The following is a 23936-nucleotide window of genomic DNA, read 5'->3' on the forward strand; positions in this document are numbered from 1 at the left end:
GTGAGGCCGTCCCCTCAGGTCGCCGGGTAGCGGTCGATGGGCGGCGGCGTCGGCGCGGGCACTCCGGACAGGCCCAGCGTCGCTTCGAACGCCTTCTTCCAGTTGCCGTTCTTCTCGTTGGCCTCCAGGGCGTTGTCGAGGGCGAACCGCAGCGCGTTGTCGCCGCGGGGCACGCCGATGCCGTACGGCTCCTGCGAGAACGGCTTCCCGACGACCTTCATCTCGTCCGGGGCCTTCGCCGCGAAGCCCAGCAGGATCGCGTCGTCGGTGGTGACGGCGTCGACCTGGTAGGTCAGCAGGTTGTCGACACAGATCGAGTACGTGTCGTAGGCGACGAGGTGCGCCTTGGGGTAGTCGGCGGCGATGCGCTGGTACGGAGTGGAACCCGCGGCCGAACAGACGGTCTTGCCGTCCAGGTCCTGCGGCCCGTGGATGTCGTTCTCGTCGGTGCGCACCAGCAGCCCCTGCCCGGCCAGGTAGTAGGGGCCGGCGAACCCGACGAGTTTCTTGCGCATGTCGTTGATGGTGTAGGTGCCGACGTAGTAGTCGATCTGGCCGTTCTGCAGAGCGGTCTCGCGGTTGGCCGAGGCGATCGTCCTGAACTGGACCGACTTCGGCTCGAAGCCGAGCGAGGCCGCCATCATGCGGGCGATCTCGATGTCGAAGCCGGAGTAGATCCCGGTGGCCGGGTCCTTCTCGCCCAGGTAGGGCTGGTCCTCCTTGGCGCCGACCACGAGGTGGCCCCGCTTCCTGGCCTTCTCCCAGGTCGGGGAGTCGGGCAGTTCGAAGCCGGTGACGACCTTGTACTGCGGCAGCGCCTCGGGCTTCGGCCCCTTGACGGGCGGGCTGCCCTCCTTGCCGCACCCGGCGGCGAGCACGGCGAGCAGAAGGCCCGCCAGAGCGACCGCGCCCGTCCTCGTGCGTGACCTTTTCGTACGCGACCTTTTCGTACGCGAGTTCCTCGTACGCAACATGGAGCCCCCCGTCAGTGCTTGAGGATCTTGGACAGGAAGTCCTTGGCGCGGTCGCTCGACGGTGCCGTGAAGAAGTCCTCCGGGGTGCGGTCCTCGACAATGCAGCCGTCGGCCATGAAGACGACGCGGTTGGCGGCGGACCGGGCGAAGCCCATCTCGTGCGTGACCACGATCATGGTCATGCCCTCCTGGGCGAGCTGCTGCATGACCTCCAGCACCTCATTGATCATCTCCGGGTCGAGGGCCGAGGTGGGCTCGTCGAAGAGCAGCGCCTTGGGGTCCATGGCCAGGGCGCGGGCGATGGCCACGCGCTGCTGCTGACCGCCGGAGAGCTGGGCGGGGAACTTGTCGGCCTGCGAGGCGAGGCCGACCCGGTCCAGCAGTTCCCTGGAGCGCCGGTCGGCCTCGTCCTTCTTGCGCTTGCGTACCTTGAGCTGGGCGAGCGAGACGTTGGCCAGCACGGTCTTGTGGGCGAACAGATTGAACGACTGGAAGACCATGCCGACTTCGGCCCGGAGCTGCGCGAGCCCCTTCCCCTCCTCCGGGAGGGGCTTGCCGTCGATGGCGATGTAGCCCGATTCGATCGTCTCAAGTCGGTTGATCGCCCGGCAGAGCGTGGATTTGCCGGATCCGGAGGGGCCGATGACCACCACCACCTCCCCGCGTCCGACGGTGAGATTGATGTTCCGCAGTACGTGCAACTCTCCGAAGTGTTTGTTGACGTCCCGCAGCTCGATCAACGGATCGACGGCCATACGCTGCCCTACCCACTTGTCGCTGTGTCGAGGTCAGCGCAAACTATCCATCCCGACAAGGGACTTCGTACCCGACACGCGCATATAGGGCATAAGGCTGTTTATCTCGATTCGGTGACGCGGGTCAGCTCTCGGCGGACTCCGCGTACACCTGGGAAAGCTCGGGGCTGCCCGCCATCGCCCAGTCGAGACCGGCCGCGACGACATCGATCTCGCGCCCGGAGGCCAGGCGCACCACGGGCTGGCCGCTCGGCCAGACGTCCCACGCCGCACCGGGCACGGTCCGCACGAGAACCGTGCCGAGGTAGAGGCCGGCGTCGTTGCCGAGCCAGGGCAGTTCCTCGGGGTCGTCGCGCCAGCGGGGCGGCAGCTGGTCGAGCGCGGTCAACGAGGCGGGGCTGTCGTCGAGTTCGAGTCCGTTCTGCCCTGCTCGGACACGCAGCAGTTCGCATTCGGCGAGCAGCTCGGCCACGCCGTCGGGATCCGCTTCGACGGCGGCAGCGAGAGCCGCTCCCGGCGTACCGCCCTGACGCTTACGCCAGTTGTCCAAGAAAGGGATGTTCATACCACTAGGGTCCCATCCCCGCCGCGATCCGCACCACAGGGCGCGCGGCCGTTGCCGATCCGACACCCGGCTCCGGTCGGGCGGGACCCGGCATCTAGGGTGCGGACATGATCTCGCAGACCTATCTGTCCGAACTGTTCTCCCTGGAGGGCCGGGTCGCCGTGGTGACCGGTGGCAGCTCCGGCATCGGTCGGGCGATCACCGGCGCCCTCGCCCGCGCGGGGGCGAGCGTCGTCGTCGTGGCACGCCGGGAGGCGGAGCTGGCCGCGACGGTCGGCGAGCTGACGGGCGAGGGCTGCCGGGCGACGTGGGTGAGCGCGGATCTGAGCACCGCCGAGGGTGTGCGTACGGGAGCCGAGGCGGCGGCCGCGCCGTACGGGGAGCCCGACATCCTGGTGAACTGCGCCGGGATCAACCTGCGGCCGCCGATGGGCGAGCTGGGCGAGGACGTCTGGGACACCACGATGACGGTGAACCTGAAGGCGCCCTACCTGCTGGGGCAGCGCTTCGGACCCGGCATGGCCGAGCGGGGCTTCGGGCGGATCATCCACATCACCTCCCAGCAGGCGCACCGCGCGTTCGTGAACAGCGGTGCGTACGGGGTGTCCAAGGGCGCCCTGGAATCGCTGGCCCGCTCGCAGGCGGAGGCGTGGTCCCCGCACGGCGTCACCTGCAACACGCTGGTGCCGGGATTCGTGCTGACGCCGCTGAACGAACGGCTCTCCTCCGACCCGGAGAAGGTGGCGGCACTGGCGGCGCGCACCATGGTCGGACGCAATGGTCTGGCCGAGGACTTCGCGGCCGCCGCGGTGTTCCTGGCGGGCCGGGGCTCCGGCTATGTCACCGGCCAGTCGATCTTCGTCGACGGCGGGTTCTCGGTGCACTGAACCCGCCGCGGCAACGGTCGGTCAGGATTCCCGCTGCCCCAGGGCCGCCGCCGCGTCGGTCACGGCGGTTTCGACGGCGGCCGATGCGGTGTCCTTGCCGATGCCGAGGCCGGTGAGCACACCGGAGCCGTCCTCGAACTCCAGCAGGGCCAGCAGGATGTGCTCGGTGCCGACGTAGTTGTGCCCGAGCCGGAGCGCCTCACGGAAGGTCAGCTCCAGGACCTTGCGGGAATCCGCGTCGTACGGGATCAGCTCGGGCACCTCGTCCGCGGCGGGAGGCAGTGCGGCGGCCGCGGCGGTGCGGACGGCGTCCGGGCCCACCCCCCGGGCGGCGATGACCCGGGCGGCGATGCCGTCGGGCTCGGTGAGGAGGCCGAGCACCAGGTGGGCGGGGAGGATCTCGGCATGGCGGGCGGCCTGGGCCTCGTTGTGGGCGGCCACGACGACGTTGCGGGCGCGCGGGGTGAAGCGGCCGAATCCCTGGCTCGGGTCCAGGTCGGAGCCGGAACCGGCGCTCGCGTCGGCCTTCTTGGGGACGAAGCGCTTCTGGGCGGCCTGCCGGGTGACTCCCATGCTCCGGCCGATGTCCGTCCAGGAGGCGCCGGAGCGGCGCGCCTGGTCCACGAAGTGGCCGATGAGGTGGTCGGCGACGTCACCGAGATGGTCGGCGGCGACGACCGCGCCCGACAACTGCTCCAGGGCGTCGGTGTGGCTGTTCTTGATGGCCGCGATCAGATCGTCGAGGCGCACGGATGGCGTTGCGGGAAGAGGCTGCGTCATGCGTCAACCGTAGGTTGACACCCCTGGGGTGTCAACCTACGGTTGTCAGCAGATCCGCCGCCGCTCAGAGGTCGAGGTCGACGACCACCGGGGCATGGTCGGAAGCGCCCTTGCCCTTGCGCTCCTCCCGGTCGACGTAGCTGTCCTTGACCGCCGCCGTGAACGGGGCGTTGCCGTAGACCAGGTCGATGCGCATGCCCTTGTTCTTCGGGAAGCGCAGCTCGCGGTAGTCCCAGAAGGTGTACGGACGGTCGTACTTCAGCGGGCGCGGCATCACATCGCTCAGCCCCTCCTCCCGGAGCGTCGCCAGGGCGGCGCGCTCGGCGGGGGTGACATGGGTGGCGCCCTCGAAGACAGCCGGGTCCCAGACGTCCTCGTCCGTCGGCGCCACATTGAAGTCGCCCAGGACCGCGAACGGCCGCGCACCCGCGGCGTCCACCGCCACGGCCTTCTGGAGAGCCTCGAACCAGCGCAGCTTGTACGCGTAGTGCGCGTGCTCGACCTCGCGGCCGTTGGGCACGTAGACGGACCAGACACGGACCGGGCCGCAGGTCGCGGAGATCGCCCGCGGCTCCCGCACCCCGTCGTACTCCGGGCCGTCCGGCAGCCCCGTGACGACATCGGTGAGCCCGACCCGGGAGAGCAGCGCGACCCCGTTCCACCGGCCCGTGGCGTTGACCGCGGACTCGTAGCCCAGCTCGCGCAGCTCGTCGGAGGGGAACTGTTCGGCCGTGCACTTGGTCTCCTGGATGCACAGCACGTCGGTGCCGGTGCTCTCCAGCCAGGCCAGCAGCCGCGGGAGCCGGGCGGTGATCGAATTGACGTTCCAGGTGGCGATGCGCATGGCAGCAAACCTAGCCGGTCCCACTGACAGCCGCCGTCGGTTCGGCCCCGAGTGAGACCGTGCGTCAGGCCGGCCGGGCAGTCCTGCGGCCGGTCGGCCGTTCAGAGTTCCGTGACGTCTCCGGGCGCCAGCCGGCCGTGGTCGGCACCGCCGAGGCTGCCGATCTGGTTGTCGTAGATGGGCCGCGCGAGATCGGTGAGCAGGGCGTCATGGATGTCGATGGCGCGCCGCGGCTTGACCTCGCGTACGTAGTCGATGACTTCCGAGATCTTGTTCCACGGGGCCATCACCGGGAGCATCAGGGTGTCCACCGGCCGGTCGGGGACGGTGAGCGCGTCCCCGGGGTGGAAGACCGAACCGTCCACCAGGAAGCCGATGTTGGTGACCCTCGGAATGTCCGGGTGGATCACCGCGTGCAGCTCTCCGTGCACGGCCACCTCGAAGCCGGCGGCGGCGAAGGTGTCGCCGTGCCCCACGGTGTGCACCCGCCCCGGGAAGGCGGCGGAGAGCTGATCGGCCACGCTGCGCAGCGTCCAGATCTCGGCCGCCGGGTTGGCCCGGAGACCGGCCCGCAGCCGCGCCTCGTCGAAGTGGTCCGGGTGTTCGTGCGTGACCAGGATGACGTCGGCACCGATCGCGGCGTCGTCCTCGGAGAAGCCACCGGGGTCGATGACGAGCGCCTGCCCGTCCTTCTCGATCCGGATGCAGGAGTGCGTCTTCTTGGTGAGTGTGAGAGGCGATGCGTTCATGCCGCCCATCCTGCTACGCGGGCGGTGTGGTTTCCTCCTGGATCACGGACCGCGCGATGTCGAAGGCGGCACCGGCGGCCGGAATGCCGCAGTACACGGCGGTCTGGAGCAGGACTTCCTTGATCTCGGCGGGCGTGAGCCCGTTGCGCAGGGCCGCCCTCGTGTGCGCGGCCAGGCCGTGGAGGTGACCGGAGGCGACCAGCGCGGTGAGCGTGATGCAGCTGCGCGTCCGGCGGTCCAGCCCCTCCCGGGTCCAGACCTCGCCCCAGGCGTACCGGGTGACGAGTTCCTGGAAGTCCTCGGTGAAGGCGTCGGACGACGCGTTCACCCCGTCGACGTGGGCGTCTCCCAGCACCTCGCGGCGGATCTTCGTACCGCTGTCGAGCACGTCGCCGCGGCCCGCGCCGTCGGCCTCGGGCCGGGCGGCCGCGGGGGCGATCTCGGCGACGGGTGCGAAGGGGACGGAGAGCGCCGGGACGACGGGCAGGACCGGAATGGCGGCGAGGGTGTCCTGCCAGGCCGCGGAGAAGTGGGTCAGGAGCAGGTCGCAGACGGCGCCGGGCTGCTCGACGGGGGCGAGGTGGGAGGCGCCGGGGACCAGGGCGAGCCGGGCGTCCGGGATGCCCGCGACCAGGGTGCGGGCCTCGGCGGGACCGGTGACCTGGTCCTCGGCGCCGACCAGGACGAGGGTGGGAACGCCGATGCGGCCGAGTTCGCCGCGGATGTCGAAGGCGGCCAGCGCCTCGCAGGCGGCGATGTAGCAGCCGGGGTCGGTGGTGCGGACCATCTGCACGGCCCACTCGACGATGGCGGGCTGGGCGGCGGCGAAGCCGGGGGTGAACCAGCGCTCCGGCGCGGTGCGGGCCATCGGCTCCAGCCCGTTGGTCCGGACGATCACGCCGCGCTGGCGGAACTCGTCGGCGCTGCCGAACCGGGGCGAGGCCGCCACCAGGGCCAGCGAGGCCACCCGGTGCGGGTGGCGCAGGGCGAGCTCGGCGCCGATCGCGCCGCCGATGGAGCAGCCCGCGTACCCGAAGCGCTGGACGCCGAGGCTGTCGAGGGTGGCGAGCAGCCGGTCCGCCAGCTCCGCGACGGCGGTGGCGGGGTGGGCGGGGGCGCCGCCGTGGCCAGGCAGGTCGTAGCGGAAAACGCGCCAGTGCTGGGACAGCTCGGGTATCTGACGGTCCCACATGTGCCAGGTGGTCCCCAGCGAGGGGCCGATCACCAGGACGGGCGCGTCGTCCGGCCCGTCGAAGCGGTACTGAAGGGTCTGCGGGACCTGAGTGGCCTGCGGGGCCTGCTGTGACACGGGCGCCTGAGCGGTCTGCGGAGGCGCCGGGGCGTGTGGACGCGTGGGGCCATGGGCGACGTGCGGAGCGTGCGGGGGCACCGGTGCGGCTGCGGGCTGCGGGGCCGGAGCGATGTGCGCGGGCGGCTCGCCCCGGCCCGGCTGCGGGGCGGGTGCGGCCTGTACGGCCTGCGGGGCCACGAGGGCCGGTGCGGGCTGCGGGGGCATGGGGTACTGCGGGGCCACCAGGGCGTGCGGGGCCGCAGTGGCCTGTACCGCCTGTACCGCCTGCGGGGCCACAGGGGCCTGCGGGGCTATGGGGGCCAGGGCGGCGGCGGGCTGCGGGGCCGGCGCGGGCTGCGGGGTTGTGTCGCTCACTTCACTCACTCGCTCCAGGTTAGTGAGCGCGCTGTCGGGTCGCGGTCAGGGGGTCGCCGCGGAAACGACATACACGACAGGGCTGGCCGGATCGGTCATGTTGACGGTGATGTTCTGGGTGGGGCGCGGGTCCTTGTTGGTGTGGGTCGTGCCCGCCCAGAACACACCGGGCCCGAAGTACCAGTCGCTGATCTTGATATCGCGTTCACCGATGGTCACCGCCCCCGGCTTCAGGGCGGCGCGGCCCGTTCCGACACCCGACAGGAACCGGTCGAGCCCGGCGGATGTCGTACGGAACTTCACGTACAACCGGCTGGCCTTCCAGTTGTTGGTCTCGTAGTACTGGACCCCCGACGCGTTACCGGGGATCGGCACCTCGAAGATCCGGCGCTGCATCCCGGACGGCCAGTCCTCGCGAAGCCCCTGCGCGGAGGCCTCGGCCTCCTTGTCCTTGCCGGAGCGGCGGCTCTGGCCCGCGGAGATCAGCAGGTAGCCCGCCGGGATACCGATCAGCAGCACGATGATCGTCGCCGTGATCAGCCGTCGGCGGATCACCCGGCGGCGGTCCTGCGGAGGCTTGCCGTCGCCGTCGCCCGGCGGAACGGACTGGCGCGGCACGACGGGGTGCTCGGCTGCGGTCATGATCGGAGATCCCTTGGTACTGCGGCTGCTGCGGATGCGGTTACTGGCCGGAGGACGCCGCGCGGCGCGGCCGCGGTTCAGTCGGCGGTGCGGGTGGATCGCGTGTTGCGGATGGTGCTCGCGGCCTGATCGTAGATCTGCGCGTACCGCTCGTACCGCTCCACGCGGCGGCGGTTGGCCCGGCGGAATCTGCGGGCGACCAGTCGGGCCAGGTCCGCGGCGCCGACCATACCCGCCTCGGGGCCGAGCTGGGCCTTCGCGATCCGGGCCTCGGGGCGGTAGCCGCGACCCGTGAGATGCCGCTTGAAGGCGTCCCTGGCGGGGCCGATCAGCAGATCGTCGGCGGCACTGACGCCGCCTCCGATCACGAAGCAGGACGGGTCGAGCGCGGCGGCCAGGTTGGCGATGCCGACACCGAGCCACTGGCCGATGTCCTGGAGGAGCTCGATGCACATCGCATCGCCCTCCCGGGCCAGTTCGGTGATGAGCGGGCCGGTGATGTCGGGGATGTTGCCCTTGACCCGGTCCAGCAGATAGTGCGCGACCGGGGAGTCCGCCGCGGCCAGTTCCCTGGCCTCGCGCACCAGCGCGTTGCCGGAGCTGTACTGCTCCCAGCAGCCGCGGTTGCCGCAGGGGCAGCGATGGCCGCCGGGGACGACCTGCATGTGGCCGAACTCACCCGCGACGCCGTACTTTCCGCGCTTGACCCGGCCGTCCTCCAGGATCGCGCCGCCGATGCCGGTGCCGAGCGTGATCATGACGAGGTGGTCCTCGCCGCGGCCCGCGCCGAAACGCCATTCCGCCCAGGCGGCCGTGTTGGCGTCGTTGTCGACCATGACGGGGACAACGAGGCGGGAGGCGATCGCGTCGCGCAGGGGTTCGTCGCGCCAGGCGAGGTGCGGAGCGAACAGGACCTTCGAGCGGTCGGCGTCCACCCAGCCCGCCGCGCCGATGCCCACGGCGTGCACGTCGTGCCGGTCGGAAAGGTCCAGGACCAGCTCGACGATGGTGTCCTCGACGACCTTGGGACTCTTGGACTTGTCCGGGGTCTCGGTGCGCAGCTGCTCCAGGATGTTGCCGTCCGCGTCGACGACGCCGGCCATCACCTTCGTCCCGCCGATGTCGATGCCGACGGTCGGGACGCGCGGCGCGGTGAGGTGCGAGCGCCGCTCCCTGGTGCCGACGGTCTTGAGGACGGTGGCGCGGGCGGAGCCGCGGTGTGTGAAGTCGCGGTACGTGCTCATCGTCCCTGCGGGGTCTGGAGGGCCGGTCGGGTGCTGCTACCGGCGGTGGACGGCGCCCACCGCGCTCGATTCTGCCACTGCCGGGCCCCGGGGGCCGGTGGGCGGGTCGGCCGCGCCGGAAGCCGTGCCTCCACTACGGGGTGCCGTCGGCGGCCTCAGGCCCGTCGGGGCGTCCGGGGGCAGGGGTGCGCTCCAGCTCGTGGCTGAGCTCGTCGAGCTCGCTGCCGCCCGCCATCTGGCGGGTGAGCTCGTCCAGGGTGATGTCGTCCTTGGTGTGGCTGCCGGACATCGCGCCGCGCTTGAGCAGCACGAACCGGTCCCCCACGAGGTAGGCGTGGTGCGGGTTGTGCGTGATGAGAACCACGCCGAGCCCGGCGTCCCTGGCCGCCGCGACGTACTTGAGGACGACCCCGGACTGCTTGACGCCGAGTGCCGCCGTCGGCTCGTCCAGGACGAGGACCTTGGCGCCGAAGTAGACGGCGCGGGCGATCGCCACACACTGGCGCTCGCCGCCGGACAGGGTGCCGATCGGCTGGTCGACGTCGCGCAGGTCGATCCCCATGCGCAGCAGCTCGGAGCGGGTCGTCTCGCGCATCCGGCGCACATCGAGGCGCTTGAAGGGCCCGGAGCCGATCGTCGGTTCGGAGCCGAGGAAGAAGTTCCGCCAGACCGGCATGAGGGGGACGACGGCGAGGTCCTGGTAGACCGTGGCGATGCCCCGGTCGAGGGCGTCGCGCGGGTTGGCGAGGGTGGTCTCCTCGCCGTCGATCAGGAAGGTCCCGGCGTCGTGCCGGTGCAGCCCCGCGATGATCTTGATCAGCGTGGACTTGCCGGCCCCGTTGTCGCCGAGGACACAGGTGATCTCGCCCGCGTGGACCACCAGCGAGACGTGTTCCAGCGCCTTGATGTTGCCGTAGAACTTGGCTACGTCGGCCAGCTCGACGAGTGCCCGGTCGGCCGTCACTTTGTCGCCTCCGCGCGCTTGCGTACCCATGCGTTGAGCAGGGTGGCCAGGAGCAGCATCGCTCCCAGGAAGAACTTGAACCAGTCCGGGTTCCACTCCGCGTACACGATGCCCTTGCTGGTCATGCCGAAGATGAAGGCACCGACCGCGGAGCCGATCGCGGAGCCGTAGCCGCCGGTGATCAGGCAGCCGCCGATGACGGCCGCGATGATGTACGTCAGCTCGTTGCCGACGCCCTCGCCGGACTGGACGACGTCGTAGCTGAACAGCAGGTGCTGCCCGGAGACCCAGGCGGCGAAGGCCACGCCGAGGTAGAGGCCGATCTTCGTACGGATCACCGGCACGCCGACCGCGCGGGCCGCGTCGGCCTCACCGCCGACGGCGAAGATCCAGTTGCCGAAGCGGGTACGGAGCAGGATCCAGGTGGCGACCGCGACGAGCGCCGCCCACCACAGGATGGTGACCTTGAACTCGACGTCACCGATCGTCAGCTGGGAGGCGAACACCTTGCGGGCCGAGTCGAAGCCCTCCATGTCGCCGATCGCCTTGGTCGAGACGGTGCCGCTGATCAGCTTGGTGAAACCGAGGTTGAGCCCGGTCAGCATCAGGAACGTACCGAGCGTGATGATGAAGCTCGGCAGCTTGGTACGGGTCAGCATGAAGCCGTTGAACGCACCGACGGCCAGGGTGACCAGCAGGGACACGAAGACGCCGACCCAGACGTTGGCCGTCATCTGGTAGCTGAACATCGAGGAGATCAGCGCGGAGCTGGTGACCAGCACACCGGCGGAGAGGTCGAACTCGCCGCCGATCATCAGCAGCGCCACCGGCGCCGCCATGATCCCGATGGTGGAGGCCGCGTACAGCACCGTGCCGAGGCTGGATGCCTGGAAGAAGCTGTCCGCGACGATCGTGAAGAAGAGGAAGACGGCCGCCGCGCCGACGACCGAGCCGAGCTCGGGACGGCCGAGCAGCCTGCGCAGCGGCGAGGTGCGGAGCAGCCGCTCGTCGGCCCCGCCCTTGGACGACGGGGCCGGAGCCGGGGCGGGGGCCGCGGGCTGTCCGGTCCCGCTCATCGGGTCCCCCGCTTCGTGTATTCGGCGAGCGCGTCGGCGTCGTCGGACGTGATGATCTGCGGGCCGGTCAGGACGGGCAGGCCGCCGCCGAGCACATTGCGGTTGTAGCGGTAGAGCCAGAGCAGGTCGACGGCCTCGTAGCCCTGGAGGTAGGGCTGCTGGTCGACGGCGAAGCCGAGCTTCTTCTCCTTGAGCCCGGCGGCGACCTTGGCGTTCAGGTCGAAGGTGTCGATCTCCGCCTTGCTGCCCGCGGTCGCCTTGGCCTGGACGGCGGCGTCGGCGAACGGCGCGCCGAGGGTGACGACCGCGTCGATGCTCTTGTCGGCCTGGAGCTTGGCCTCGATGGACGCCTGGACGTCGGGCATGTTGGTGCCGTCGACGTACAGGTTCTGCATCGTGCCGGCGAAGGACTTCTTCGCCCCCGCGCAGCGCTGCTCGTGGCCGACGTTGCCCTGCTCGTGCAGGATGCACAGGGCCTTCTTGCGGCCCCGCTTGTCCAGCTCGTCGCCGACGGCCTCACCGGCGATGGACTCGTCCTGGCCGATGTGGGTGAGGGCGCCGAACGCCTTGGACTCCGCGGAGCCCGAGTTCACCGTGATGACCGGGATACCGGCCTTGACGGCCTTGGCCACCACGGCCTTCATGGCGTCGGGCTTGGCGAGCGTGACGATCAGCCCGTCGACCTTCTTGTCGATCGCGGTCTGGACGAGCTGGGCCTGCTGCTGCGCCTCGTCGTTGTGCGAGTACAGGAAGTTGATGTTGTCCTTGGCGGCCGCCTGCTCGGAGCCCTTCTGGACGATGTCCCAGAAGGTGTCGCCGTCGCCCGAGTGGGTGACCATGGCGAAGGTCCAGCGGGGTGTGGTCACGGCGGACCGCCCCTCGGCGGCCTCGGCCGCGCGTTCTTCCGCCCGCTTGCCACCGGTGCTGCTGCATCCCACGAGGGAGGCGCCGAGCACCGCTGCCAGCACGGCGCCCATCGCGCGTACCCCTGTCCGAACCCTTGCCACGACGCCGTGCCCTTCTTGTGCTGCTCGCTGTGCTGCTTGGAGGAGCCGGGGGGAGCGCTGTCCCGGCCCGGCTGCCCAAGTATCCCCGAGCCCCGCCCGGCATCGCCCGGCAGGGGCCGGGCGGGGGCGGGTCGCGGTGGCGCGGCGGGGGTTCACCGGGTGCCGCGCGCGGTGAATTTCTCCAGCTCCGGTACGTCCTTCGCGGTGACGATCGCCGGTCCGGTGAGCACCGGTTTCCCGCCGCCGACGACATTTCCGTTGGTCCGGTTGAGCCACAGTCCGTCGACGGCGAGATAGCCCTGGAGGTAGGGCTGCTGGTCGACGGCGAAGCCGACCTCCTCGGCCTTGAGGCGCCCGACCACCTCGGCGTTGAGGTCGAAGGTGTCGACCTCCGCGGTGGATCCGGAGCCCTTCTTGGCCTTGACGGAGGCGGCGGCGAAGGGGGCGCCGAGGGTGACGACCGCGTCGATACCCGTGTCCGCCTGGAGCTTGGCCTCGATGGAGGAGGTGGCGGCTGGCATGTTGGTGCCTTCGACGTTGAGGTTCTCGACGGTCCCGTCGAAGGTCTTGGCCACTCCGGCGCAGCGCTCTTCCAGTGACACGTTGCCCTGTTCGTGAATGACGCAGACGGCCTTCTTCCGGCCGCGCGCGTTCAGCTCGCTGCCGACGGCCTCGCCCGCCACGGCCTCGTCCTGCCCGATGTGGCCGAGCGCGCCGACCTCGGTGGAGAACCGTGCCCCGGAGTTGATCGTGACGACGGGGATGCCCGCCCTGACGGCCTTGGCGACGACGGCCTTGACCGCTTCGGGTTTGGCGAGGGTGACGACGATGCCGTCGACCTTCTGGTCGATGGCGGCCTGGACGAGCTGGGCCTGTTCCTTGCCCTCCTTGTTCGCGGAGTACAGGAATTCGACGTTGTCCTTGGCCGCGGCCTGTTCGGCGCCGTTCTGGACGATGTCCCAGAAGGTGTCGCCCTCCCCTGAGTGCGTCACCATCGCGATCTTCATCCGGGGCGTGGAGACCGTCTTGCCGCCTCCCCCACCGCCGCTGCCGGAGGTGTCCTCGGAGTCCTTGCCGCCGGAGCCGCTGCATCCGGCGACGGTGAGGGCGACTGCGGCGATCAGGACTGCTGCCGTGCGAGCCGTACGCATGGTGGGTCCGCCTTCTCTCCCCGGCCGCCGGAGTGCGGCTGGGGGAGTTCTAGCGGCGTTGTATGACCACCGTCAATAGTTTGTCCGAACATGACGACGCGCTACGGAGCCCGGGCGGGCCGGGTCGGGCCGGGTCGGATCGGGTCGGATCGGGTCGGATCGGGTCAGGTCGGCTCAGGAGCGTACGAGCAGCTGGAACTCGAACGCGTACCGCGCGGCCCGGTAGACGTGCGAGCCGAACTCGACCGTCCGGCCGGTGTCGTCGAAGGTGGTCCGCTCCATCGTGAGCAGCGGCGCACCCGTCGCCTCGTGAAGTTCGGCCGCCTCCCGCGCGGTGGCGGCGCGCGCGCCGATGGACTGGCGGGCGCTGTGCAGGGTGATGCCCGAGAGGCGCATCATCCGGTACAGCCCGGTGGCCTCCAACTGCTCGGTACCGAGGGCGAGCAGACCCGGGGGCAGATGGTTGCGCAGCAGCGCCACCGGCTCGTCGTCCGCGTACCGCAGCCGCTCGACGAGGTGGACCTCGCTGCCCTCCGCGACGCCGAGGGCGGCGGCGACCTCGGCACCGGCGGGTTCGAGGGTGGTGCGCAGGACCCGGGTCGCGGGGCGCTGACCGGCCGCCTCCAGGTCGTCGTAGAGGGAGCTGAGCTCCAGCGGACGCCGGACCTTGCTGTGCACGATCTGGGTACCGACGCCCCGGCGGCGCACCATCAGCCCCTTGTCGACGAGCGACTGGATCGCCTGGCGCACGGTGGGCCGGGACAGGCCGAGGCGGGCGGCGAGCTCGATCTCGTTGCCGAGCAGGGTGCCGGGGGCCAGCCGTCCCTGTTCGACGGCCGCCTCCAGTTGCTGCGCCAGCTGGAAGTAGAGCGGCACCGGGCTGGTGCGGTCCACGCTCAGCGGGAGCGGCTGGTCGGTTCCTCGTTCGGTCACGGGCCGAGCGTAGTTCGATTGTCCGGACAAAGCCATGGCGGTCCGGGCAGCGGGATGGTGGGCGTGCGGGAGGCCGTCCACATCATCGAGGGCCCGCTGAAGAACACCGGCGCGGTGCGGCCGACCGCCGTGCACGCGGATGCGCGGATACACGGAATGGTCTTGAAGATCAGGTTTCGTGTGGAGTGTTCTTGGCGAAGTACTTCAACCATGTGCTTATCGCCGGTTGCCGGTCATCCCGCTGTCGCAGTTTTCCGTGAGCCCCGAGGCGGGCGGTCCGTCCCGGTGCTGGGCCCGCGGGTCGACGCCGAGGCGATGCGCACCGCGCGGGTGCTGGCCGGGTTGCCGACCCATGACCGGCCTGTCGAGCGGACGGTCGCGCTGCGGCAGGCCGCCGTGGCTGCCGGTGAGTTGGCGGTCTCGCTGTCCGCCCTGGCTCCGGCCGTGGCCGGTGAGGGACTGCCGTCGGAGTCGACCAGTCAGTCGTTCTTCCGGGTCCGCGAAGGGGAACTGTCGGATCAGCAGGCCGCCCTGCACGGTGTCCTGGTCGTCCACCGCGGCCTGGAAGACCTGTGTGAGGCTCCGCTGTCGGGTACCGACCTGGCGCTGGAGGTGGCCGGGATGCGGCAGTCGGTGCTCGACCTCACCGGCGCGGCGCCGGGCACCGACCCCGGCTCCGTACCTCCGGTGGCCGTCCCCGAGCCCGGTGCGGGGGCGTCGTTGGAGAGTGTGTGGAGTGCTCGGTGGCTCATCGGGCACCAGGTCCATGTCCTGTTCAACGTCTGCGCCGCGGTCGCCGTGGCCGACGCCACCCGCCATCTGCGGCACGGCGACGCCGATGCCGCGCTGCTGCGGCTGGCGGACGCGACGGTGTACGTGCGAGGCTTCCCGGCGGCCATGACCCACGCCAGTACGGTCCCGGCCGATTACTACATGGCGGCGATGCGCCACACCATGGCGCCGCCGTCGGTGGACGTCCCGTTGAGCGGGCGCCAGCATCGCGGATACAAGCTGTTCCGGGCGGCGATGAAGGACCTGCTGTCGGTGCTTCCCGACTCCTACGAGCACCTGGCCGCCCGCGCCCCGGAGTTGGCCGAGGCACGGGCCGCTCTCCTGGAAGCCGACATCGTGGACGGTGAACGGCACGTCACCCTCGCGTACTCGATGGTGCATCTGCATCGTTCCATCGCTCAGAAACCCGAAGGCCCCGACAACGCCGTCGCCGAACTACGGCACATGCGCCATCGCCGCGCGGCCCAGTACGCCTCCCTGATCCGGTTCGGGGACCACTACGTCGCCGACGCCGTGGCCGGTCTGCGCCACTCGTGAGTCCGTGCGTCCGCCGCCCGCCCCTGGCAGGAGACCCTGATGTCCAAGACGACGCCCGACACCGCCCGGAGCTCTGCCGTCGCCGCCGACTGGGCACTTGATCCGGCCGATACCGACGCGTGCGAGCGGCTGGCCCGCACCCTGTGCACCGGCGGGCACGACCGGGTCGACGACCCCGAGTGGGTGGCGGGGGCCCGGGACGCCTGGGAGGACCTTCCGCTCCCGCTGCGCCGCGGGGTACGCCGGTTTCGGAGGCACTCCGGCCCGCACGGCACATTGGTGATCGGCGGCCTGCCCGTCGACCGGGCGGCCCTGCCCGCGACACCGTCCGTACCCGGCTCGGTCCAGCGCCGGGCCAGTATCCCGGCCGCGATGCTCACCATGGTGGCCTGCGGGCTCGGCGAGCCTCTCGCCTACCGGGCAGAGAAATCCGGTGCCCTCGTGCAGGACGTCGTGCCCGTGCCCGGACAGGAGACCTTCCACGGCAACGCCGGATCGGTGCCGCTGTCCTTCCATACCGAGAACGGCTTCCACCCGCACCCACCCGACTACGTGATCTTCCTGTGCCTGCGCGCCGACCACGACGGGATCGCAGGCATGCGCGTCGCCGGCATCCGCCAAGCGCTGCCGCTTCTCACCCCACCCGGCCGCCAGGCCCTGTTCGCACCGGAGTTCATCACCACACCACCGCCCTCCTTCGGCCCCGCCGCTGCCACGGGTGAGCCCGGTGTCAGGCCCCGACCGGTGCTGTCGGGTGCGGTCGAGGATCCCGACATACGCATGGCTCAACTCGTCACCACCCCGCTCACCCCTCGGGCCACCGCGGCACTGACCGAATTCGGCCGCGCCTGCGAGGCGAGCGCCCGCACCCTGCGCCTGACTCCCGGCGACCTGGTCATCATCGACAACCGCGTCACCGTCCACGGCCGCACCGCCTTCCACCCCCGTTACGACGGAGCGGACCGCTGGCTGCAACGCACCTACGTCACCACCGACCTGCGCCGCTCCCGCGACCACCGCCCCAATGACGGCCACATACTCGCCCGCTGACCCGCGTCCGGTCCCACGGGGAGGTGTTCACACTCTCCTTGACTCGCATCAGACGCGAGGAATCAGCATCCCCCGCGAGCTGTCGGAGAACCCGTGGGTCAGCCCCCCCCTGGGCAAGTAGCGGCGGTTGGGGTGGGCGGGATCTCCGCCCGGTGGTGGGGCCTCATCACGGATGCCGAGGCGTCGGGCCACGCTCAGCGTTCACGGTCCCGCAGGTCCTCCGCGACCGCGACGCGCATGCTGCGCGAACTCGACGAGCGGACAGCTCTTGGTGATACACCGACATCCTCTTGCCCCTTTGGCGCGCATCTCGGTCACACCGCATCCTTTGTCAGGACAAACGCTTGACATGACGACAGGGCGAACGCCACCTTGGGGCCATGCGCATCGGACTGATCGGAACGGGACGTATCGGCAGTTTCCATGCGGAGACGCTGAGCCGTCACTCCGCCGTTGACTCACTGGTGGTGGCGGACGCCGACCGGGACCGGGCGGCCGGGGTCGCCGCGCGGACCGGGGCCGGGGCCGTAGCGGTGGACGAGATGTTCACCTCCGGCGCGGACGGCGGTGTCGACGCGCTGGTGATCGCCTCGGCGACCTCCGCCCACGCGGGTCTCATCGAACGGGCCGCCCGCGCCGGGCTTCCGGCGTTCTGCGAGAAGCCGATCGCCCTCGATCTGCCCGGCACCCTGGGCGCCCTGTCGGCGGTCGAATCGGCGGGCTCCGTACTCCAGCTGGGATTCATGCGGCGCTTCGACGCGGGGTTCGCCGCGGCCCGCGCCGCCGTACGGGAGGGGCGGCTCGGGCGGCTGCACACCGTGCGCGCGATCACGTCGGACCCGGCGCCGCCGCCCGCCGCCTATCTCCCGCTCTCCGGCGGCCTGTACCGCGACTGCCTGGTTCATGACTTCGACATGCTCCGGTGGGTGACCGGCCGCGAGGTGACCGAGGTGTACGCCACCGGGTCGGACGCCGGGCCCGCGATGTTCCGTGAGGCGGGCGATGTCGACACGGCCGCGGTCCTGCTGACCCTGGACGACGGGACGCTCGCCACGGCCACGGCCACCCGGTGCAACGGCGCCGGATACGACGTGCGGATGGAGCTGGCGGGCGAACGCGATCAGCTCGCGGTCGGCCTCGACGACCGCACCCCGCTCACCTCGGCGGAACCGCAGGGCCCCGCCGCCCCGCCGAAGCCCTGGCCGGGCTTCCTGGAACGGTTCGCACCGGCGTACGAGGCGGAGCTGGACGCGTTCCTCAAGGTCGCGCGGGGCGAGCTGGCCAACCCGTGCGACGGGCGGGAGGCGCTGCACGCGCTGCGTATCGCGGAGGCGTGCGAGGTGTCGCGCCGCGAACGCCGGCCGGTGAGCCTGCGGGAGATCCCCGGAGACTGACCGACCGGCGCCCGTGGGCCGTCACACGCTCAGGGCTGTCGGACGCGGCGGCTCGTCAGACGCCGCGGCCGTCAGACGCGGAGTGTCGTCACCAGGCCACCGGCAGGGTGAGCGGCCCCCGCATCAGCATCCCGGTACGCCAGCTCAGCGTCGCCGGGTCCGCGGCCGGCCGCAGGTCCGGGCAGCGTTCCAGCAGCGACCTGATGGCGATCCGGGCCTCGATACGGGCCAGTGGCGCGCCCAGGCAGTAGTGGATGCCGTGGCCGAACGCGACATGGCCGCGGGCGTCCCGGGTGATGTCGAAGCGGTCCGCCTCCGTGTACCGGGCGGGGTCGCGGTTGGCGTCCGACATCGCCACGAGGACCAGTTCCCCGCCGCCGGGTATGACCGTGCCGCCGACCTCGATCGGCTCGGTGGTGAAGCGGTACGTGGGGGTCTCGACGGGCCCCTCGAAGCGCAGGATCTCCTCGACCGCGTTGTCGATGAGGCCGAAGTCCGCGCGCAGAGCCTCCAGTTGATCGGGGTGGGTGAGCAGATTGTGTATGCCGTTGGTGATGAGGTTGACGGTGGTCTCGTGCCCCGCGACGAGCAGCAGCCAGGCCATGCCCATCAGCTCGTCACCGGAGAGCCGGTCGCCGTCGCCGTCCGACGTGTGGATCAGCGCGCTGATCAGGTCGTCGCCCGGCTGCTCACGCTTGCCGGCGAGGAGCCGGGCTATGTAGGCGGTCATTTCCGCCGTCGCGGCGGCGCGGGCCTCGGCCGCGGTCGAGAGGGCGAGGTTGGACCACTCGCGAAACGCCGTCCGGTCCAGGAAGGGCACCCCCAGCAGCTCGCAGATGACGGACATCGGCAGCGGGAAGGACAGCCCCTCGACGAGGTCGGCGCTCCGGCCCGCCGGAGCGAGCATCGCGTCCAGCAGCTCGTCCGTCATCTCCTGGATGCGTGGGGCGAGTGCCTCCATGCGACGCGGGGTGAACTCCTTGGTCACCAGTTTTCTCAGCCGGGTGTGATCGGGCGCGTCGCTGTTGAGCATGGTCGTACCGGCGGAGACCTGGGACACGCCCAGCGCGGGCGAGGCATTCCGCCACTGCTTGGACAGGCGCTGGTCGGCGAGGAGTTCGCGCCCCACGTCGTAGCCGACGACGAGCCAGGCAGGGGTGCCCTCGGGTATGCGGACCCGGTGGACGGGTCCCCGGGCTCGCAGTCGCGCGTACACGGGGTAGGGGTCACGAACGAAGTCCTCGCCGAGGGCGGCAAGGTCAACCATGGCTTCGGTGGTCAACACGGTTCCTTTCCCTATGACATGGCGAATCGCCAGGCGATTGACTGGGCCGATGGCTCGGCGGATGGCCTGCCTGATCGCACGGGCCGTGGGCGGGGCGTACGGGGCGACGTCACCAGCGCACCGGCAGCCGCCGCACACCCCGCAGCAGCAGGCCCGTCACCCACTCGGGCTCCCCGCCGTCCGGGTCGAGCGCGAGGTCGGGGCAGCGCTCCAGCAGCGCCCGGATCGCGATCCGGGCCTCCATCCGGGCCAGCGGCGCGCCCAGGCAGAAGTGCATCCCGTGTCCGAAGGCCAGATGCCCCCGGGTGTCGCGGCGGATGTCGAAGGTGTCCGGGTCCGGGAACCGGCCGGGGTCGCGGCCGCCGGAGGCCAGGGCCACGACCACCACTTCGTCCGCCGGGATGACGGTGGAGCCGACCGTCACCGGCTCGCGGGTGAACCGCAGCGTGGCCGTCTCCACCGGACCGTCGTACCGCAGCGTCTCCTCGATCGCGCCGTCGATCAGACCGGGGTCGGCCCGGAGCAGGGCCAGTTGTCCCGGATGGTCGAGCAGGGCCCGTACCCCGTTGGAGATCAGATTGACCGTCGTCTCGTGGCCCGCGACGAGCAACAGGAACGCCATGCCCACCAGTTCGTCGGACGAGAGCCCGTCGCCGCCCTCGTCGCGCGCCCGGATCAGCGCGCTCATCAGGTCGTCGCCCGGCGCACATCGCTTGTCCTCGATGAGTTCGACCAGGTAGTCGCCCATGGCACCGACCGCGTCGCCCTCCATCTGCTCCGCGGTCGGCGAGACGACTCCGTTCGACAGCAGGCGAAAGGCGTCCCGGTCCAGGTCCGGCACACCGATCAGCTCGCAGATGACGGTCATCGGCAGCGGAAAGGCGAGCGCGTCGATGAGATCGGCGCTGCCGGTGGCGGGCATCGCGTCGAGCAGTTCCGCGGTGATCTCCTCGACGCGCGGGCGCAGCGCCTCGATCCGCCGGGAGGTGAACTCACGGGCGACGAGCCTGCGCAGCCGGGTGTGCCGGGGCGCGTCCAGCTCCAGCATGTTCGTGCTGATCGCGCTGTCCCCGTCCGGCCAACGCCCCGACGGCCGCCAGTCCTTGTTGAACCTCGGGTCCGCGAGGGCCGCCCGGCCCTCGTCGTACCCGACGATCAGCCACGCCCGTTCGAACTGCTCGGTGCGAATGGCGTGCACAGGTCCCTCGGCACGCAGTTTCGCGTAGTACGGATACGGATTCGCCACGAAGTCCGGCACATCACGCAGATCGATCACGGACATGGTCCGCCCCCTTCAGGTCCGGTCGGGTCAGCGTATGCCGACCCCGTCCCCGCCGTCCTCGTCGAGCAGCCCGGCGTCGTGCACCAACAGTGCGATCTGGACACGGTTGTTGAGGTCGAGTTTGGTGAGAATCCGGGACACGTGTGTCTTCACGGTGGCCACGCTCAGATACAGCGAACCCGCGATCTCCGCGTTGGAACCGCCGCGTCCGACGGCGAGGGCGACCTCCCGTTCCCGCTCGGCCAGATCGTCGAACCGCCCGCGCGCCCGGTCCGCGCGGCTGCCGCGGCCGTCCGGTGCGCCGCCCGCGGCGCGGGCCATCAACTGCCGTGTGACAGCGGGCGAGAGGACCGGGTCACCGGCGGCGACCCGGCGGACCGACTCGACGATCTGCGCGGGCGGGGTGTCTTTCAGGACAAATCCCGCGGCCCCGGCGCGAATGGCCCGCAGCACCTGTTCATCGGCGTGGAAGGTGGTCAGGACGACGACCTCGGGGGCGGCGGGGCGGCCGCGCAGCTCCTCGGTCGCGGTGATCCCGTCCATGCCGGGCATCCGGATGTCCATCAGCACCACATCGGGGCGCAGCCGTTCGACCAGCCCGGCGACCTCGTGGCCGTCGGCACCCTCCCCCACGATGTCGATGTCGTCGGCGCCGCCGAGCATCAGTGTGAGCCCGGCCCGGACGAGCGGGTCGTCGTCGACGATGAGCAGCCGGATCGGTTGCGCCACCAGGGGCGTGGGGGACATCGGGGTGTTCATGAGGGCCACCGTAGCCAGCTCCGGCGGCGGTCCCGCACACAGCCCACCGCGGCTCCGCGCCGTCGCGGCATCACGCGGCGGGCCACGGCAGTCGGGCGCGGACGGCGAACCCGCCGTCGGCCTCGTGTCCGTGGTCCAGATGGCCCCCGGCCAGCGTGGCGCGTTCGGTGAGCCCGATGAGCCCCTGTCCGGAGCCGGGCACCCGCTCGAAGGGTTCGGTGGGGGCAGGGTTGCGGACCTCGATGGTGAGCCCGTCGCCCGGCCCGCCGGTCACGGTGACGGTGACCTCGGTGCCGGGCGCGTGCTTGCGCGCGTTGGTGAGGCACTCCTGCGCGATGCGATAGACGGTCCGGCCGGTGGCCGCGGGGGCGGTGGCGGGGTCGGCGACACGGTTGTCGAGGGTCACCTTCATGCCGGCCAGCCGGGACTCGGCGATCAGGGCGTCCAGGGTGACGAGGGTGGGCTGCGGCCGGTGGCTCTCGTCGCCCTCCCCCGGCGCCCGGAGTACGCCGATGATCTCGCGGAGGTCCTGGAGCGCCTCGTGGGCGCTGTCCCGGATGACTCCGGCGGCCCGGCCGACCTCGGCCGGGGGTGCGTCGGGCCGGAATTGAGGGCTCCGGCGTGCACGCTGAGCAGGGTCAGCCGGTGGGCGAGGACATCGTGCATTTCGCGGGCGATGGCCTCGCGGGCCAGCCGCTGTGCCTGTTCGGCGCGCAGTTCGGCCTCCGTCTCCGCCCGGCGCGCCCGTTCCCGCAGGGTCACGACGAGCTGGCGCCTGGACCGTACGACCATGCCCCAGCTGAGCACCAGCAGGGTGAGCAGCACGCCGATGATCGTCGAGGCGAGGTAGGAGGTCTCCGGGTCCGGGCGCAGGTAGGGCTGCAGGGGCGCTACGGCGAGGGCCCCCGCGCCGACGATCGCGGTGGGTCTGAACGGCCGGTGCACGGCCAGGCTGAACAGGGCGACCAGCAGAGCGCCCGCCGCGACCGGCTCCACGACGCCGACGGCGATCATGGCCACCGCCAGCCCGACGGGCCAGCGCCGCCGCACCCAGAGGGCACAGCACGCGGCCGCGCCGATCACCGAGTCCACGAAGACGACCGTGTCCGGCGTGGTGTGGTCGGCGTCGATCGCACCGATGACGAGCATGCCGACGAACGCGGCGCACAGGAAGGCCGCGATGTCGACGGCCCAGTCCCGCACGGTGCGGCGTGACCGTGCCCGGTCGTCGGGCAGCTCTGGTTCGGCCATCGCCGACGGCAGCAGCCAGCGGTACTCGGTGCGGGTCATATCGATAAATCTATGCGGGTGAGCGGCCCGGACGGGCCTTCCGTGGGCAGGAAGCGGCCAAAGTCGTACGGTCCGCGACTTTCGGCGCGCGGGCGAAGACCGGTGGCCGACGCGGGGGCGGTGGCACGGGCGGGAGGGTCGGCCCATGAAGAGAATCGTCGAGTCGGTCGGGTTCCTCGTCTTCGCCCAGGGCGCCGCCGGACTCCTCTACGGGTGGACGGGCTGGTTCCGGCTGTGGACGGTGGTGCGGCGCCTCGACTTCATGAGTGAGTACGGGGTGTTCGTCAACATCGTGCTGGTGGTGACGGGCGCCGCGGTGATGATCGCGGCGGATTCGATCAAGACATGAGCCGCACGGCGTGAGCGGTCAGGTCGCGGCCGGGGTTCTGTCCGCGCCGCGCCGTCCCCACGCCGTGCCGGCCAGCACGAGCACCGCGCCGAACAGGCCGGGGACACCGAGCCGCTCGCCGCCGATCGTGATGCCCACGGCGGCGGCCCACAGCGGTTCCGTACCGAGGAGCAGGCTGACGCGGGAGGGCGAGGTGCGGCGTACGGACCACATCTGCACGAAGAACGCGAAGAGCGTGCAGAACACGGACAGGAAGATCAGCCCGGCCCACTCCCGGGCACCGAAGTCCGCCGCGACGGTCCAGGGCGCGGAACCGGTGCCCGGAACGGCGGCGAGGACGGCGAAGACCGCGACGGCGCCGCCGAGCTGGACGGTGGTCAGGGAGAGCGAATCCGCTTCCTGAACCGCCTTGATACGGGCCATGGCCAGGACATGGACGGTCCGGGCGAGAGCGGCCAGCAGCATCAGGAGGTCACCGGTCGAGGGGCTGGTGAACCCGCCCCCCTGGGTCAGGAGCACCACACCCGCGACGGAGAGCCCCGCCGCGGCGAGGAAGCGGGCGGGCGGCCTGACCCGGGTCACCGCGGCCTCGGCGAGCGGGGTGAAGATCATCGTGAGGCTGATGATGAGTCCCGCGTTGGTCGCCGAGGTGTGCACCACTCCGTAGGTCTCCAGCAGGAAGATCCCGCTGAGCACGAGGCCCAGCAGCCCGGCACCGCGCCACTGCTCGGCGCTCAGCGCCCGCAGCCCCCGCCACCCGACGGCGACCAGGACCGGCAGCACGATCGCGAAGCGCAGCACGAGGACGGCGACGACGGTGTGGGTCGCGGTGATGCCCTTGGCCGCGAGATAGCTGGCACCCCAGACGACGGCGACCAGCAGTACGGGCAGGTCGGTGAGCCAGGCGCGGCGCCGCGGCGCGAGGACGGGCACGGCGGCAGAGGACACCTGGTTCTCCTGG

Annotated in this window: 23 protein-coding genes and 1 pseudogene; 5 read left to right on the forward strand and 19 right to left on the reverse strand. The window is 71.1% G+C overall.

Going from position 1 to position 23936, the window contains the following annotated elements:
* Positions 1-14 precede the first annotated feature (14 nt).
* The 3 genes from OG413_RS34500 to OG413_RS34510 form a co-directional block, all read right to left on the reverse strand.
* Positions 15-974, reverse strand: coding sequence for a glutamate ABC transporter substrate-binding protein (locus tag OG413_RS34500; RefSeq protein ID WP_266812439.1), 960 nt, complete (start codon positions 972-974; stop codon positions 15-17).
* Between the two features lie 11 nt (positions 975-985).
* On the reverse strand, positions 986-1729 hold the full coding sequence (locus OG413_RS34505) for an amino acid ABC transporter ATP-binding protein (protein ID WP_266812441.1): 744 nt from the start codon (positions 1727-1729) through the stop codon (positions 986-988).
* Positions 1730-1853: 124 nt separating this feature from the next.
* A complete protein-coding gene (locus OG413_RS34510) occupies positions 1854-2294 on the reverse strand; it encodes a DUF6278 family protein (RefSeq protein WP_073719293.1) in 441 nt (146 codons plus the stop codon).
* A 107-nt stretch (positions 2295-2401) separates the two neighbouring features.
* On the opposite strand from OG413_RS34510, the gene OG413_RS34515 reads away from it, so the two are divergent.
* Positions 2402-3181, forward strand: coding sequence for an SDR family NAD(P)-dependent oxidoreductase (locus OG413_RS34515; RefSeq protein WP_266812443.1), 780 nt, complete (start codon positions 2402-2404; stop codon positions 3179-3181).
* 21 nt (positions 3182-3202) lie between these two features.
* On the opposite strand, the gene OG413_RS34520 is transcribed toward OG413_RS34515, so the two are convergent.
* From OG413_RS34520 to OG413_RS34570, 11 genes are all read right to left on the reverse strand, one after another.
* Positions 3203-3961, reverse strand: coding sequence for a Clp protease N-terminal domain-containing protein (locus OG413_RS34520; protein ID WP_266812444.1), 759 nt, complete (start codon positions 3959-3961; stop codon positions 3203-3205).
* 64 nt (positions 3962-4025) lie between these two features.
* Positions 4026-4805 carry an exodeoxyribonuclease III gene (locus OG413_RS34525; RefSeq protein ID WP_266812446.1) on the reverse strand — a complete coding sequence of 260 codons (780 nt, stop codon included), beginning with the start codon at positions 4803-4805 and terminating at the stop codon, positions 4026-4028.
* A gap of 101 nt (positions 4806-4906) precedes the next feature.
* Complete coding sequence (locus OG413_RS34530) at positions 4907-5554, reverse strand: MBL fold metallo-hydrolase (RefSeq protein ID WP_266812448.1); 648 nt, start codon at positions 5552-5554, stop codon at positions 4907-4909.
* 13 nt (positions 5555-5567) lie between these two features.
* A complete protein-coding gene (locus OG413_RS34535) occupies positions 5568-6863 on the reverse strand; it encodes an alpha/beta fold hydrolase (RefSeq protein WP_323137985.1) in 1296 nt (431 codons plus the stop codon).
* Positions 6864-7265: 402 nt separating this feature from the next.
* A complete protein-coding gene (locus OG413_RS34540; protein ID WP_266812449.1) occupies positions 7266-7862 on the reverse strand; it encodes a hypothetical protein in 597 nt (198 codons plus the stop codon).
* Between the two features lie 77 nt (positions 7863-7939).
* Positions 7940-9106 carry an ROK family glucokinase gene (locus OG413_RS34545; RefSeq protein WP_266812450.1) on the reverse strand — a complete coding sequence of 389 codons (1167 nt, stop codon included), beginning with the start codon at positions 9104-9106 and terminating at the stop codon, positions 7940-7942.
* A 133-nt stretch (positions 9107-9239) separates the two neighbouring features.
* Positions 9240-10100 carry an ATP-binding cassette domain-containing protein gene (locus OG413_RS34550; RefSeq protein WP_266812451.1) on the reverse strand — a complete coding sequence of 287 codons (861 nt, stop codon included), beginning with the start codon at positions 10098-10100 and terminating at the stop codon, positions 9240-9242.
* Positions 10067-11146 (reverse strand): ABC transporter permease, encoded by a 1080-nt coding sequence (locus tag OG413_RS34555; RefSeq protein ID WP_266812452.1) that lies wholly within the window; start codon positions 11144-11146, stop codon positions 10067-10069. The genes OG413_RS34550 and OG413_RS34555 overlap by 34 nt, the downstream gene beginning before the upstream one ends.
* Entirely contained in the window at positions 11143-12123 is a 981-nt protein-coding gene (locus OG413_RS34560; RefSeq protein WP_266813269.1) for a sugar ABC transporter substrate-binding protein, read from the reverse strand. The genes OG413_RS34555 and OG413_RS34560 overlap by 4 nt, the downstream gene beginning before the upstream one ends.
* Positions 12124-12305: 182 nt before the next feature.
* Positions 12306-13304, reverse strand: a complete 999-nt coding sequence (locus tag OG413_RS34565) for a sugar ABC transporter substrate-binding protein (RefSeq protein ID WP_266812454.1) — start codon at positions 13302-13304, stop codon at positions 12306-12308.
* 174 nt (positions 13305-13478) lie between these two features.
* The gene (locus tag OG413_RS34570) at positions 13479-14237 is read right to left on the reverse strand and encodes a GntR family transcriptional regulator (RefSeq protein WP_266812456.1); all 759 of its coding nucleotides are present in this window, start codon (positions 14235-14237) and stop codon (positions 13479-13481) included.
* A gap of 285 nt (positions 14238-14522) precedes the next feature.
* On the opposite strand from OG413_RS34570, the gene OG413_RS34575 reads away from it, so the two are divergent.
* The 3 genes from OG413_RS34575 (at position 14523) to OG413_RS34585 (ending at position 18010) form a co-directional block, all read left to right on the forward strand.
* The gene (locus tag OG413_RS34575; RefSeq protein ID WP_266812457.1) at positions 14523-15566 is read left to right on the forward strand and encodes a hypothetical protein; all 1044 of its coding nucleotides are present in this window, start codon (positions 14523-14525) and stop codon (positions 15564-15566) included.
* A gap of 39 nt (positions 15567-15605) precedes the next feature.
* A complete protein-coding gene (locus tag OG413_RS34580) occupies positions 15606-16616 on the forward strand; it encodes a clavaminate synthase family protein (protein WP_266812458.1) in 1011 nt (336 codons plus the stop codon).
* A 380-nt stretch (positions 16617-16996) separates the two neighbouring features.
* Entirely contained in the window at positions 16997-18010 is a 1014-nt protein-coding gene (locus tag OG413_RS34585) for a Gfo/Idh/MocA family oxidoreductase (RefSeq protein WP_266812460.1), read from the forward strand.
* 88 nt (positions 18011-18098) lie between these two features.
* Here OG413_RS34585 and OG413_RS34590 read toward each other — a convergent pair whose 3' ends face one another.
* From OG413_RS34590 to OG413_RS34605, 4 genes and pseudogenes are all read right to left on the reverse strand, one after another.
* Complete coding sequence (locus OG413_RS34590; RefSeq protein WP_266812462.1) at positions 18099-19292, reverse strand: cytochrome P450; 1194 nt, start codon at positions 19290-19292, stop codon at positions 18099-18101.
* A 112-nt stretch (positions 19293-19404) separates the two neighbouring features.
* Entirely contained in the window at positions 19405-20577 is a 1173-nt protein-coding gene (locus tag OG413_RS34595) for a cytochrome P450 (protein ID WP_266812463.1), read from the reverse strand.
* Positions 20578-20604: 27 nt separating this feature from the next.
* Positions 20605-21336, reverse strand: coding sequence for a response regulator transcription factor (locus OG413_RS34600; protein ID WP_266812464.1), 732 nt, complete (start codon positions 21334-21336; stop codon positions 20605-20607).
* Positions 21337-21406: 70 nt separating this feature from the next.
* A pseudogene (locus OG413_RS34605) lies at positions 21407-22626 on the reverse strand (sensor histidine kinase).
* 145 nt (positions 22627-22771) lie between these two features.
* Between OG413_RS34605 and OG413_RS34610 the strand changes: the two are divergent.
* Entirely contained in the window at positions 22772-22975 is a 204-nt protein-coding gene (locus OG413_RS34610) for a hypothetical protein (protein WP_266812465.1), read from the forward strand.
* A gap of 18 nt (positions 22976-22993) precedes the next feature.
* On the opposite strand, the gene OG413_RS34615 is transcribed toward OG413_RS34610, so the two are convergent.
* Positions 22994-23923, reverse strand: a complete 930-nt coding sequence (locus tag OG413_RS34615; protein WP_266812466.1) for a DMT family transporter — start codon at positions 23921-23923, stop codon at positions 22994-22996.
* Between the last annotated feature and the right edge of the window lie 13 nt (positions 23924-23936).

Origin of the sequence: Streptomyces sp. NBC_01433 (genome assembly GCF_026340105.1) — a bacterium.
GTDB lineage: Bacteria > Actinomycetota > Actinomycetes > Streptomycetales > Streptomycetaceae > Streptomyces.